At 71.0% G+C, this 13466-nt stretch carries 9 protein-coding genes and 1 tRNA gene; 7 read left to right on the forward strand and 3 right to left on the reverse strand.

The annotated features are described in order from the left end of the window. The first annotated feature begins 494 nt into the window (after positions 1–494). The gene (locus ABZS51_RS25405) at positions 495–1184 is read left to right on the forward strand and encodes a hypothetical protein (RefSeq protein ID WP_355445640.1); all 690 of its coding nucleotides are present in this window, start codon (positions 495–497) and stop codon (positions 1182–1184) included. Positions 1185–1329: 145 nt separating this feature from the next. On the opposite strand, the gene ABZS51_RS25410 is transcribed toward ABZS51_RS25405, so the two are convergent. Then, positions 1330–2109, reverse strand: coding sequence for a hypothetical protein (locus ABZS51_RS25410; protein ID WP_355445643.1), 780 nt, complete (start codon positions 2107–2109; stop codon positions 1330–1332). Positions 2110–2197: 88 nt separating this feature from the next. Then, positions 2198–2283, reverse strand: a tRNA-Leu gene (locus ABZS51_RS25415). Positions 2284–2854: 571 nt separating this feature from the next. Here ABZS51_RS25415 and ABZS51_RS25420 point away from each other — a divergent pair. Further along, complete coding sequence (locus ABZS51_RS25420) at positions 2855–3547, forward strand: hypothetical protein (RefSeq protein WP_355445646.1); 693 nt, start codon at positions 2855–2857, stop codon at positions 3545–3547. A gap of 462 nt (positions 3548–4009) precedes the next feature. Further along, positions 4010–6052, forward strand: coding sequence for a chaplin family protein (locus tag ABZS51_RS25425; RefSeq protein ID WP_355445649.1), 2043 nt, complete (start codon positions 4010–4012; stop codon positions 6050–6052). Positions 6053–6473: 421 nt separating this feature from the next. Here ABZS51_RS25425 and ABZS51_RS25430 read toward each other — a convergent pair whose 3' ends face one another. Next, positions 6474–6659 (reverse strand): DUF5703 family protein, encoded by a 186-nt coding sequence (locus ABZS51_RS25430; protein ID WP_355445652.1) that lies wholly within the window; start codon positions 6657–6659, stop codon positions 6474–6476. A gap of 191 nt (positions 6660–6850) precedes the next feature. Here ABZS51_RS25430 and topA point away from each other — a divergent pair, with 191 nt between their 5' ends. The 4 genes from topA to ABZS51_RS25450 all read left to right on the forward strand — a co-directional run. Continuing rightward, the gene (gene topA, locus ABZS51_RS25435; protein ID WP_355445655.1) at positions 6851–9679 is read left to right on the forward strand and encodes a type I DNA topoisomerase; all 2829 of its coding nucleotides are present in this window, start codon (positions 6851–6853) and stop codon (positions 9677–9679) included. Positions 9680–9752: 73 nt separating this feature from the next. Next, on the forward strand, positions 9753–11075 hold the full coding sequence (locus ABZS51_RS25440) for a metallophosphoesterase (RefSeq protein WP_355445658.1): 1323 nt from the start codon (positions 9753–9755) through the stop codon (positions 11073–11075). A 69-nt stretch (positions 11076–11144) separates the two neighbouring features. Then, a complete protein-coding gene (locus ABZS51_RS25445) occupies positions 11145–11714 on the forward strand; it encodes a helix-turn-helix transcriptional regulator (RefSeq protein ID WP_355445661.1) in 570 nt (189 codons plus the stop codon). A 214-nt stretch (positions 11715–11928) separates the two neighbouring features. Beyond that, the coding region (locus tag ABZS51_RS25450; RefSeq protein ID WP_355445663.1) for an MFS transporter at positions 11929–13466 on the forward strand (1538 nt) is incomplete at its 3' end.

Raw genomic sequence — 13466 nt, forward strand, 5'->3', positions numbered from 1 at the left:
GCGCCCGGACGATCACCGCCACGCCTCACACATGATCTTTCGAAACACGGCCTAACTGGCCGAAGAGTTGATCGCCTCCCTGGACACCGTCGCCGAGGCCGACATCCGTTCCGAGAGCGCCGCATGAGGACGCGGACGCTGCGGGTCCCCGCCTGGCTCATCACCTGGCGGGGTGCCCGAAGCGACCGACCCGGGCACCCCGCCATCCCTAAGCCCGCGACGTTCATCCGCACACGCACGCCCCACTCCTGGTGAGGTGCCCAGCAGATTCCGGACAGTCAGTTACCATCCATGGGGTGTTCACAAGTAGGTCTGGCCTGGGCCGTAGGGGTCTGAAAGATCGTTTCCCGCGTCCATAATGATCGTTTCCCGGGTCCCACGACGAGGGATCATCACAGCGATGACTGCCGCACCGCTCCATGGCCTCTGGGAAGTCTTCGCATACGCTTGGATGTAGGTCACGAGGGACGCACCGTCGAGCGTAGGGAGCGGCGATGGACCCGGAGGCTGTCGAACGGCTGCGGACGGAGGCGTCCCGCGAAGACTACGCGTCGATGGCCCGGCTGGCACGGGCGCTGTACGAGACCGGGCTCGGCCCGCGCGAGGTGCTGCGCGAATGCTACGGCGTCATGTTCCCCGAGGAGCTCTACGTCATCGTCGACGCCGGGCTGTGGTCCCTGAACCTGCTGGCGTACTTCACCAACCAGCCCTGGGAGTTGGCCGTCCCACCTGAGCATGGCGGCCCGGTCGACACGCCTGACGCTACGGCCGACACCGAGTCGCTCATCTTCGCCCGTGACCCCGATCTGGTGCCGCTCCTGCAGATTCCCGCCGCTAGGGCTGGCGAGGACGACCGTATCGTGTGCTATCGACTGGAGGAGCTCCAAGCGGGCCGTTCGACGGTCTTCTGCCTTGGCGTGGAGGCGTACCTCACCATGAAGGAGCGTGAGGGTGAGGCGGTGCGCTGCGGCGAGTCCATGCTCGCGGTCCTATACGAGGAACACGCCGCCGACTTCCGCTCGCTGGAGGAGGAGTGGAACAGTCCGTGGAACCGGGGTGCGGGCTCGGTCGCCGGGGACGCAGTCAAGCAGGCACGCGACTCCATGGAACTGGTCATGGAACTGCAACGGCAAGCCGACGTTAGGGCGTCCACTTCGAGGGCGGGCATACGCACTGTCACGTAGGGGGGTTCGGCTTGGAATTATCCGCCGGCCAGAACTCCATTCGCGATGGGGAGTCCCCATTGCGTTCTTGCTGTACCGCTGCCGAGAACTGGGTCTGCTCTCGGACTCGGCTGCCAGCCGGGGGCGTACCAGAGGCTCCACGCTCTCAATGATCATCCAGGATTCGCTCGTGAGCCAATCGTCGGCTATCCCGGTGAACAGCCGATCCTGCTCTGTCAGGCTTTCGAGGTCGCTGCTGAAACAGGACTGACCGTTCTGCTCCTTGCACGGGGGCTGTGCTGGTCCGTTCCCCGGGTCCGTGAGTTGATCGGCCTGCCTGATCAGCGACCGGCATTGAGGCTTGTCCCGTAAGGATCATTCCTTTCCTCGCAGGCGAGGAGAGCGTCGCGGTCGAACGCATGAAGTAGCTTCCGGAGGCCGATGGCCATCGGGCCGCGCGAGGTCTGTACGGGCTGCGCGCGGCCCTGGCTCGCACTTCGCTGCAGGAGAAGAGGCGTATGTCTCCCCGATGCGGCAGGGTGGAGAGCGCCAGGCCGCGAGCCTGAATCGGAGGCATCTTGGTGTCGGCCAGATCCGTGGAGCGGAACACCGGCATCGCCTCACCGGCCAGTGCCGACAGGTCCATCTCGATGCCGCCATTGGTTAGCCGGGTGCCCGCCGAGGTCCGGGCTCCCTCCTCAATCACGAGAACGTCGCCGGGCACCAGTTGGGATGCGGCAGGCGAGCGCGGCTGACCGTCTCGCACACGCGCGCCCGCGCCGGCGGAGATGCGGGCACAACGAGCGGCCGCGCAAACGCGGCTGCGGCAAGACGAAGGACGACGTCGTATGACGCGAGAGGAGATCGACGCGATGGTCAACGCACTCGGTGACCTGGTGGGGATCCTGTGCGCGGCAGACCCCGCCGACAAGGCGGAGGTATACACGCAGATGGGGTTGTGTCTGACGTATTACCCGCAGAAGCAACTGTGGAGGCTCGGGTTCAACCCGGCCTCCACATGTGCATTGAGTACGTGTCCGAGGGGGGACTTGAACCCCCATGCCCCGCAAAGGGCACTAGCACCTCAAGCTAGCGCGTCTGCCTATTCCGCCACCCGGACTTGGTGCCTGCACGTGGGACCGTCATCCCGCGTCGGCTCAGTAAGGTTAGCAAACTCTGAGGGGTGCGTGATACCGCGAATCCCCGAGAGCGGATGGCGCGGCGTCCGACGGCCTGCGCCGGCCCGGGTGACGCGGTTCCGGACAGTCTGTCGCGGCGGGCTTCCTTGGTCGCGTACACGTTCAGGCCCTGGTCGCGTACACGTGCGAGCCGTCCGTCGCTCAGAGGCGTAGCCAGGGTCCGCCTCCTGTGGAGCCGCCCCGCTGCCGACGCCGCCTTCCTGCCGTAGCTACCGGCCTCGCCCGCCCGGCCGCCTCCGCGCCAGCCTCCGCCCCGTCTCATCCCAGCCTCCGCCCCGCCTCCGTCTCTCTCGGTCTCCGTCCCATGGGAGGAACTGCGGGTCATTCGGGGGAGCGCGATGGTCCCAGGGTCCGAAGCTTGACTGATTCATGGGTCTCCGGTGAAAACAGCTTGCGATCACCTTGGGTGCTGCTACGGTTACGCCTCGTTGAGGGGTGAGTCCAGGGACCGGCCTCACGACGTGAGGTCGGTTCCGGATATGGGGAGGTCACGTGACACGCACGCCGGTGCGACGACTGAGGGCGATGGCCCGGGTCGTGCTCCGCGTGCCCGTGCCCGTGTCCGTTCCGGCAGGCGAGGCGATCACCGAGCGGGCGCACCGGATGGCGCGGTTCGCGGCCGGTGCCCGCCGGGTGGTCGCGCGGGCGGCAGTCGCAGGTGGCGTGATCGCCGCCGGCTGGTTGCTCGCCGTCCTGTTCGGGACGCTTCTCTCCGCCGCTCCGGCCGCCGCGAGCACCGGGACGGCGGACTCCACCGCCACCGGCGCGACCACGACGGCCGCGACAGTGGCAATGACAGAGGCGCTGCCAGAAGCAGCCACGGGAACCAGTGACTCCCACTCCGTCACCCCCGACGCCGTCACCGGGTCCTTCACGGACGGTTTCCCCACGGACGACGGCGCAGTCTCGGCGGCGGACAACGCCGAGGCGATGGCAGGGCGCACGGTCGACGGGCTGACCAGCCAGTCCGACCCCGGCCTGCCGCCTCCCTCCACCGCGAGCAAGATCCTGGGCACCGACGGACTGGTGCCGGGCGGCGGTGGCGGCCCGTTCGGGCCAGGTATGGGGGACGTCGCGAGGTCATTCCTCGACCCGCGGCCCGAGGCTGGACGCGCCGTCGTGGCGCGCGTGCTTCCCCCCGTCGTCCGCACAGCGGCGGACGACCCTTCTTTCTCACCTGACTGATCCCCGCCGTCGATGCCGGTCCTCACGGGCCGGCGGCGGAGCGCGGCCATGGCCCGCACCCGCTCGGGGCCCATCTGGCCCCACTCGCCACCGGGCCGCACGGCCCGCACCCGTCACGAAGGCGCGAGGCCGGCCGAAGAGGCCGGACGGCCGCTCACGCGACGGGCCGGCGAGAGGCGGGAGTCGTGGTTCGCGTGCGCGACGGGTCGGCGAGGGACGGGAGCCGCGGTTCCCGTCCACGACGGGCCGGGCCCGCCGGCGACAGGCCGGCGGCGCAGTAAGCCCGCTCTCACGAATCGGTGGGGCATGAGCCCCTCCGCCGGCGGGCGACACGTCAGTCATCACTGGTTCGCGGTCGCGAGGTCCCGCTGTACGGCGACGCGTCACGCTCCCGTACGGCCTCGCCGGCCGCGAACCGTCAGGCGCAATTCATTCCCCCCAGAAGTCATAGGAGCATTCATCATGCGTACGTGGGCGAAGGCTTCCACACCCGCGGCTCTGCTCGCGGTCGCGGTCATGTCGTTCGGCAGCGGCACCGCCCTGGCCGACACCTCCGGCGACCACTCCATCGGCGGCGGCAACCAGGTCAACCTGCCCGTCACTCTGCCGATCGACATCAGCGGCAACTCCGTCGCCGCGGTCGGCGAGTCCCACGCCGTCTCCCAGGGCGGCGCGTCGGTGGAGAACACCGGCCGCTCCAGCATCCCCGGCAAGACGTCCGGCGACTCCAGCATCCTCGGCGGCAACCAGATCAACGCGCCGATCACCGCCCCGGTCAACGCCTGCGGCAACGCCGTCTCCCTGTTCGGCAGGTCCGACGCCGGCTGCAAGGGCGGCGCCACGGTCAAGAACAACGGGCGCGGCGGTCCCGGCGGCAACCGTACCTCCGGTGACCACAGCATCCTCGGCGGCAACCAGGTGACGGCGCCCATCACCGCGCCGATCAACGCCTGCGGCAACGCGGTGGCCGTCTTCGGCGAGGCGACCGCCGGATGCAAGGGCGGCGCGTCGGTCAAGAACACCGGCCGCGGCACCGGCACCGGCCGCAACACCACCTCCGGGCGCAACTCCGTGCTCGGCGGCAACCAGGTCCTGGCGCCCGTCAGCGCCCCGATCAACGTCTGCGGCAACGCCGTCGCGGTGGTGGGCGAGGCGTTCGCGGGCTGCAAGGGCGGCTCGTCGGTCACGACCGGGCGGCCGGGCGGGCACCCCGGCGGCGGTTACGGCCGCGGCCACGGCGGGCACGGCGGATCGGGCTCCTCCGGCAACGACACCGACGGGCGGTTCGGCGCCGGCAGCGGCAACCAGGTCATCGCCCCGATCAGCCTGCCCATCACCGCCTGCGGCAACGCCGTGGGCAACGCGCCCGCCGGGTGCAAGGGCGGCGCGTCCGTGGAGAACACCGGCCGCGGGACGGGCGCGGGTGGCAACACCACTTCCGGGCGTTCGGGCGTGCTGAGCGGCAACCAGGTGGTCGCGCCGATCACCGCTCCGATCAACGTGTGCGGCAACGCGGTCGCCGTGCTCGGCGGGGCCTTCGCCGGGTGCAAGGGCGGCGCGTCGGTGAAGAACGACGGCGGCCGGGGCGCGGGCGGCAACCGCACCTCGGGGCGTTCGGGCGTGCTGAGCGGCAACCAGGTGGTCGCGCCGATCGCCGCTCCCATCAACGCCTGCGGCAACGCCGTCGCGGCCCTCGGCCTGGCCGAGGCGCACTGCAAGGGCGGCGCCGGCGTCTCGCCGCAGCAGGGCTCCGGCGCGGGTGGCAACACCACTTCCGGGCGTTCGGGCGTGCTGGCCGGCAACCAGGTGGTCGCGCCGATCACCGCTCCGATCAACGTGTGCGGCAACGCGGTCGCCGTCCTGGGCGACGCGGCCGCCGGGTGCCTCGGCGGGGCGCACGTCGGCAAGCCGGCCGACGGCGGCCACGGCGGCCACGGCGGCCACCCCGGCCACGGCGGCTCCGTCCGTCACCCGTACGCGGCTCCCGGCGCACAGGGCGGCGGGATGCTGCCCGCCCTCCCGGCCGTCGGCGGCCTTCAGAGCGCCGGGGACGTGACGCGTCAGATGCAGGGCGCCGGCAACCTCCCGGTCGTGGGCGACATGTCCGACTCGCTGGGCCTGCCGGTCCTGCCGTCGCTGCCGGGCCTGCCCGACCGCCCGGCCGGGCCCGCCGTGCAGCCGGTCAAGCCCGCCAAGCCCGCCAAGCCGGTCAAGCGCGCCAAGCACGCCAAAGAGGTCGCGTCCAACGCCTCCGCCGCGTCCGGCCCGCTGTCCGCGGTCGCCCCGGCGACCTCGCTGGTCGCGGCCACGCCGGTCGGTGGCGCCGCCACCTCGGCCGCGCGCTCCCTCCCGGTCGGCGACATCGGCCTGATGAGCGCCGCGCGGCCCGCCGGGGTCACGGGGATGAGCTTCGGCGCCCTGGTCGCGCTGCTGATGGGCGGGATGTGCGCCGCCTCGGCGACGCTGTTCGCGGCCACCCGCCGCTTCCGTCTCGGCCGGAAGTAAGCGCCCCGCTGCTTCCGCCTCGCCGGGAGTGAGCGCTCCGCCGCTCCAGCTTCGGCCGGGAACAAGCGACCCGCCGCTCCCCTTCGGCGGGAAGTGAGCGCCCGGCGTGAAGTGCCGGAGGTGGGCGGTCCCCGCGCAGGCCTCGACCTGGGGTACGTGGCCGATCTCACCACACGTCCCGGGGCTCTCACTCCACGGTAAGGGCACCCGGATCGGCGGCCGCAAGCACAGAAGAAGAAGAGGTACGGTCAGGCCCCCACGCCATGGGCGGCCGGACCGAAAACCCCGCCCGTCTCCGCACCCAGGAGGCGGGCGGGTCCACAGACGCTTTGCCCGTCTCGGGGGCGCGGCCCGGGACGGGCAAAGCCATGTGCGCGTCCGGACGGGCGCGTACCAGGAGGTGGGCGTACGTTGAGAAAAGTCACAGAGTGCTGCGGACCCGCATGACCTTGCGGCGCAGCCGCACCTGCCGGCTCCCGTCGGGGTGCAGGCGCACCCGCGAGAGCTCCCACTGGCCGTACTCCGCGTGCTCGGTCAGCAGCTGACGTGCGGCTTCGCGGGAGAGATCGCGCGGAATGAAGATATCCATGTAGGAGTAGTCGAGCACAACGATTAGTCTCCAGGGTGAGTCAGGGCGCGGTGCCGCTCGTTGGGCCTTATTCTGCGTGCTTGTGGGTGGACCCGAAAGCTAGTGGGTAGCCCCGGGGGAAGGAAAATTCCGCGAGTCGGGTTACCTTTCAGATCTGTGCCGGCTCCCGGCAGGGGGAATTGCAAGCGAACAGCGAGGTAGGAAGCAGCGTGCCAGCCAACAACGGCAGCGCCGGCGGAACACGCCTGGTGATCGTCGAGTCGCCCGCCAAGGCGAAGACGATCGCCGGGTACCTCGGGCGCGGCTACATCGTCGAGTCCAGCATCGGCCACATCCGCGACCTGCCGGAGAAGGCCGTCGACATCCCCGAGAAGTTGAAGGGGGAGCCGTGGGCACGCCTGGGTGTGAACGTCGATCATGGGTTTGAGCCGCTGTACGTCGTGAACCCCGACAAGCGGGCGCAGGTCAACAAGCTGAAGCAGCTGCTGCGTGACGCCGACGAGCTGTTCCTCGCCACTGACGAGGACCGCGAGGGCGAGGCCATCGCCTGGCACCTGCGTGAGGTCCTGAAGCCCGAGGTGCCGGTCCACCGCATGGTGTTCCACGAGATCACCCCGCAGGCGATCCGCGACGCGGTCTCCAACCCCCGCGACCTCAACCTGCGCCTCGTCGACGCCCAGGAGACCCGCCGCATCCTCGACCGTCTCTACGGCTACGAGGTCAGTCCGGTCCTGTGGAAGAAGGTCAAGCCCCGCCTGTCCGCCGGGCGCGTGCAGTCGGTCGCGACGCGGCTGGTCGTGGAGCGCGAGCGGGAGCGGCTGGCGTTCACGCCCGCCCACTACTGGGACCTGCAGGCGCTGTTCGACAGCAACAAGCCCGAGGAGCGTCCGCGTGACTTCACCGCGACGCTGACGGGGGTCGACGGCAGGCGGGTGGCGCAGGGCCGCGACTTCGCCAGCACGGGCACCCTCAAGTCGTCCGAGGTGCTGCACCTGTCGGAGGCCGCCGCCGGTGAGCTGGCGGCCCGGCTTCAGGGCGCCTCGTTCGCGGTCCGTTCCGTCGAGCGCCGGCCGTACACCCGCAAGCCGTACGCGCCGTTCCGGACGACCACTCTGCAGCAGGAGGCCAGCCGGAAGCTGGGCTTCTCCGCCAAGTACACGATGCAGGTCGCCCAGCGGCTGTACGAGCAGGGCTTCATCACGTACATGCGTACCGACAGCATCACGCTGTCCGAGACGGCGATCGCCGCGGCGCGCTCGCAGGCGATCAAGCTGTACGGCTCGGCGTACGTGCCCGACAAGCCGCGCGTCTACACCAGCAAGGTCAAGAGCGCGCAGGAGGCGCACGAGGCGATCCGCCCCTCGGGCGAGGAGTTCCGCACGCCGGGCGAGACCGGGCTGTCGGGCGACATGTTCCGGCTGTACGAGCTCATCTGGCAGCGCACCGTGTCGTCCCAGATGAAGGACGCGGTGGGCGAGTCGATCTCGGTGAAGGTCGGCGGCCGCTCGTCGTCGGGCGAGAACGTCGAGTTCAGCGCCTCCGGCCGGACGATCACGTTCTACGGCTTCCTGAAGGCGTACGTGGAGGGGGCCGACGACCCGTCGACCGACCGCGACGACTCCGAGAAGCGGCTGCCCAACCTGGCCGAGGGCGACGCGCTGGGCCTGTCGCGGCTGGACGTCGCCGGCCACTCCACCAAGCCGCCGGCCCGTTACACCGAGGCGTCGCTGGTCAAGGAGCTGGAGGACCGCGAGATCGGGCGGCCGTCCACGTACGCCTCGATCATCGGGACGATCCTCGACCGCGGCTACGTGTTCAAGAAGGGGACGGCGCTGGTGCCGTCGTTCCTGGCGTTCGCCGTGGTCAACCTGCTGGAGCAGCATTTCGGCAACCTCGTCGACTACGACTTCACCGCCGAGATGGAGAAGGTCCTCGACGACATCGCCAACGACCGGGCCGAGCGGGTGCCGGAGCTGCGGCGCTTCTACTACGGCCACGAGGGCGACGCGGGCCTGAAGGAGATGGTCACCGACCTCGGCGACATCGACGCCAAGGAGATCAGCTCCTTCCCCATCCGGGGCACCGACATCGTCATCCGGGTCGGCCGTTACGGCCCGTACCTCGACCGCGACGGCGCCCGCGTCAACGTGCCCGAGGACATGACCCCCGACGAGCTGACCGCCGAGAAGGCCGAGGAGCTGTTCTCGCGGCCGACAGGCGACCGGGAGCTGGGGCAGGACCCGGTGACCGGGCACCTGATCGTGGCCAAGGACGGGCGGTTCGGGCCGTACGTCACGGAGGTGCTGCCCGCTCCGCAGGAGGAGGAGGGCGCGCCGAAGCGGCGCACCAAGAAGGCCGACGCGGCCAAGCCGCGCACGAGCTCCCTGTTCAAGACCATGTCGCTCGACACGGTGACGCTGGAGGACGCGCTCAGGCTGCTGTCGATCCCCCGGGTGGTCGGCGAGCTGGAGGGCGAGGAGGTCGTCGCGTTCAACGGCAAGTTCGGCCCGTACCTGAAGAAGGGCACCGACTCGCGGTCGCTGGCGTCCGAGGACGACCTGCTGACGGTCACGATCGAGCAGGCCAAGGAGCTGTTCGCGCAGCCCAAGCAGCGCGGCAGGGGCCGGGCGGCCGCCGCGGCGCCGCTGCGTGAGCTGGGCGACGACCCCAACTCCAAGAAGCCCGTGGTGGTCAAGGAGGGCCGGTTCGGTCCGTACGTGACCGACGGCGAGACTAACGCGTCGCTGCGCAAGGGCGACACGGTCGAGGACATCACGATCGACCGGGCCGCCGAGCTGCTGGCCGAGCGGCGTGAGCGGGCCCCGGCGCCGAAGAAGACGACGGCCCGCAAGCCCGCCGCGAAGAAGCCCGCGGCGGCGAAGAGCACGACGGCCAAGAGCGCCACGGCCAAGACCACAGCGTCCAAGAGCACAGCGTCCAAGACCACAGCGTCCAAGACCACAGCGTCCAAGAGCACGACGGCCAAGAGCACCACGGCCAAGACCACGACGGCCAAGAAGTCCGCGGCCAAGCCCTGAGGGTCCGCTCCTCGCTGAGAGGGCTCTCAGGCCGGACACCGCCCCGGGGCGGCGCTGCTCGTAGCATGACGGCGTGGTCTTGGGCTTCGTCTTCATGATGGTCGTGGCGGTCGCCGCCGTGCATGTGTATTTGTGGCATCGGCTGGTGCGCTCCACCACCCGCCGTGGGCGGCTGCGCCGGGTGCTGACCTGGGTGCTGGCCGGGCTCGGCGTCCTGGTGGTGGTGACGTTCGCGGGCACGCGGCTGGGGGTGGGGCACTGGCTGGCCTGGCCGGGGTACCTGTGGCTGGCGGTCATGTTCTACCTGCTGGTGTTCCTGGTCGTGCTGGAGGTGCCGCGCGCGGTCGCGTGGGCGCTCATCCGGCGTGGCGGGAAGCGGGCGGACGCCGGGGCGCGGGTACCGGAGACGGTCCTGGCCGGCGCGTCCGTTCCCGGCTCGACTCCTGACGCCGCCCCGGCCGTCGAGTCCGGCTCTGACACCGCCCTGGTTGCCGAGGACGCCCTGGTCGCCGAGGCCGGCTCTGACGCCGTACCGGCCGGCGGGTCCGCGCAGGCGACCGACATGAGCCGGCGGCTGTTCCTCGGGCGGGCGACCGCCGCCGTCGCGGGCGTGGGCGCGCTGGGCACGGTCGGGTACGGCGTGAGCAGCGCGCTGGGCGATCCCGTCATCGAGCCGGTCAAGGTCACGCTGCCCCACCTCGACCCGCGGCTGAGCGGCCTGCGGTTCGCCGTGGTCAGCGACATCCACCTGGGGCCGCTCACGGGCCGGGGCCACACCGAGCGGATCGTCCGGATGATCAACTCCCTGCGTCCCGACGTGGTCGCGATCGTCGGGGACCTGGTGGACGGCACGGTGGCCGAGCTGGGGCCGCTGGCGAGGCCCCTGCGCGATCTGGAGTCCAGGTACGGGGCCTTCTTCGTGACGGGCAACCACGAGTACTACACCTCCAAGGGCCCGGCCGAGTGGATCGAGGAGCTGGATCACCTGGGCGTGCGGTCGCTCCGCAACGAGCGGGTGGAGATCCGCCACCAGGGCGGCGTGCTCGACCTCGCCGGGGTCAACGACATCAACGGCGCGACCATGGACGACGGCCCCGACTTCGCCAAGGCGCTCGGCGGGCGCGACACGAGCCGGTCCACGGTCCTGCTCGCCCACCAGCCCGTCCAGGTCACCGAGGCCGCCCGGCACGGGGTGGACCTGCAGCTCTCGGGGCACACGCACGGCGGCCAGATCGCGCCGTTCAACCTGGCCGTGCCCCTGCAGCAGCCGGTCGTCTCGGGGCTCGCGACGGTGGACGGGGTGCAGGTGTACGTGACGCGGGGCGCCGGGTTCTGGGGGCCGCCGGTACGGGTGGGAGCGCCTCCGGAGATCACGCTGCTGGAGCTGCGATCGTGACTTTCCGCGATCCCCTGGTCACCGGAGCCGTCCTGGCGTAGTATCCGTCGGGATACCCAGGAGGTGGCGATGACGTCCCCACCGGCCGGGAGCGTGTTCGAGCGGGGCGGCGTCCCCGACGTCACGTTCTGGGCGCAGCGCGGCGGCTGGCTCTTCAAGCAGGCCAGACACGCCGCGAGCATGAAGCAGGCGGCGCTGGCCAGCGCCAGCGGCACGTCACGGACGACGCTGTCGGCGTACGAGCACGGCCGCAAGTCGCCGACGCTGGAGACGGCCGGGCGGATTCTCGACGCCGCCGGGTTCCGGCTGGCGCTGGAGCCCAAGGTCGAGTTCACCCGGGGGGTCGCCGCCGACGGCAGGCCGTTCCACGTGCCGAGCCGGTTGCCGCGGTTACCGCCGTCACGGGCGCTGGCCAGGGTGACCGTGCTGGGGCGCGCGTACGATCTCGCCGACCGCGGGCAGCGCCGGGAGGCGTACGCCGCGCTGCTCGGGGCAGGCGGTCCGGAGGACCTGCTGGCGCACGTCGACGGGGTGCTGCTCGTCGAGCTCTGGGACGAGCTGCCCCTGCCCGACGCCGTGCGCTCGGCCTGGCTGCCCCTCGTACGAGAGGCCCGGGGCGAGCCGGGGTCAGGGTCGTAGGCCGTAAACCATCGGAGAGCAGCGGGACGGGGGGCCACAATGGCTGTTTCGGGGGCCCGGTCGCGGTCCGAAACCTGCGCGCCGCCCTGCCGACGTAATACTCTCAGCGGCGTACCACCGGGCCTACCCGGCCCGTCTCACGCCTTCCCCGTCCCGGCGAGCACCTGGATACGCTGACATCATGACCACCCCTGGCCGACGCAGACCCGCCAACGTGCTGGCAAACGCACCGTTCCGCCGGCTGTGGACGGCCATGTCGGTGTGCAGCCTGGGCGACTGGCTCAACATCCTGGCCCTCACCGCCCTGGCCGGCAATCTCACCCGGGGCGACGACTACCGCGTCCAGTCGTTGGCCATCGGCGGTGTGTTCATCGCCAAGATGCTGCCGGCCGTCCTGCTCGGCCCGCTCGCCGGGGCCTTCGCCGACCGGTTCGACCGGCGGCTGACGATGTTCGTCTCCGACCTGGCGCGCTTCGCCGTGGTCCTGTCGATCCCGCTGATCGGCAGCTACCAGTGGATCATCGTCGCGACCCTGCTCGTGGAGTGCGTCAACCTGTTCTGGGTGCCGGCCAAGGAGGCCACGGTCCCCAACCTGGTGCCCAAGGACCAGTTGGAGGCGGCCAACCGGCTCAACCTCCTGGTCACCTACGGCAGCGCGCCCGTCGCGGCCCTGCTGTTCGCGGCGCTGTCGGTGGCGGGCGACATGCTGCGCAGCCTCGTGCCGCCGCTGTCCGGAGTGGACCCGACGAGCGTGGCCCTCGTCCTCAACGCCCTGGCGTACCTGGTGTCGGCGTTCCTGATCTTCACACTGCGCGACATCCCGCGGCGCGACGGCGCGATCTCCACCCCGTCGGTGCTCAAGCAGGTCGTCGAGGGCTGGCGGTTCGTCGGCGGCGACCGGCTGGTGCGCGGGCTGATCATCGGCATGCTCGGCGCGTTCGCGGCGGGCGGCGCGGTCGTGGGCGTCGCGAAGATCTACGTGGTGGCGCTCGGCGGCGGCGACGCGGCCTACGGCGTCGTCTTCGGGGCGGTCTTCGTCGGCATGGCGCTCGGCATGTTCTTCGGGCTGAGGCTGCTGAGCGGGCTGTCCAGGCGGCGGCTGTTCGGGCTGGCCATCACCGTGGCGGGCCTGGTGCTGGTCGCGATCGCGCTGGTCCACAACCTCGCGATCGTGGTCATGCTGACCGTGGCGCTGGGGGCGTGCGCGGGCATCGCCTGGATCATCGGCTACACGCTGATCGGCCTGGAGGTCGAGGACGCGCTGCGCGGCCGCACGTTCTCGTTCCTGCAGTCCACGGCGCGGGTGACGCTGCTGCTCGTGGTGGCCGCGGCCAACCCGCTGGCGGCCCTGTTCGGCGAGCACCGCCTCGACGCGGGGGAGCTGTCCTACCGGTTCGACGGGTCCAACCTGGTGCTGCTGCTCGGCGGGGCGCTGGCCGTGGCCGTGGGCATCCTGGCGCTGCGCCACATGGACGACCGCAAGGGCGTGCCGCTGTCGGAGGACCTGATCGCCGCGGTTCGGGGCGAGCGGTTCCGCTCCGAGGGGGCCGAGGACATGCCCGGGCTGTTCGTCGCGTTCGAGGGTGGCGAGGGCTCGGGCAAGACCACCCAGTCGCGCATGATCGCGATCTGGCTGCGCGACCAGGGCTACGACGTCGTGCAGACGCGCGAGCCGGGCTCCACCAAGGTCGGCATGCGGCTGCGGGCGATCCTGCTCGACGCGGCCGAGCGTGGCCTGTCGCCGCGCGCCGA

The organism is Nonomuraea sp. NPDC005501 (assembly GCF_040605905.1).
Lineage (GTDB): Bacteria > Actinomycetota > Actinomycetes > Streptosporangiales > Streptosporangiaceae > Nonomuraea.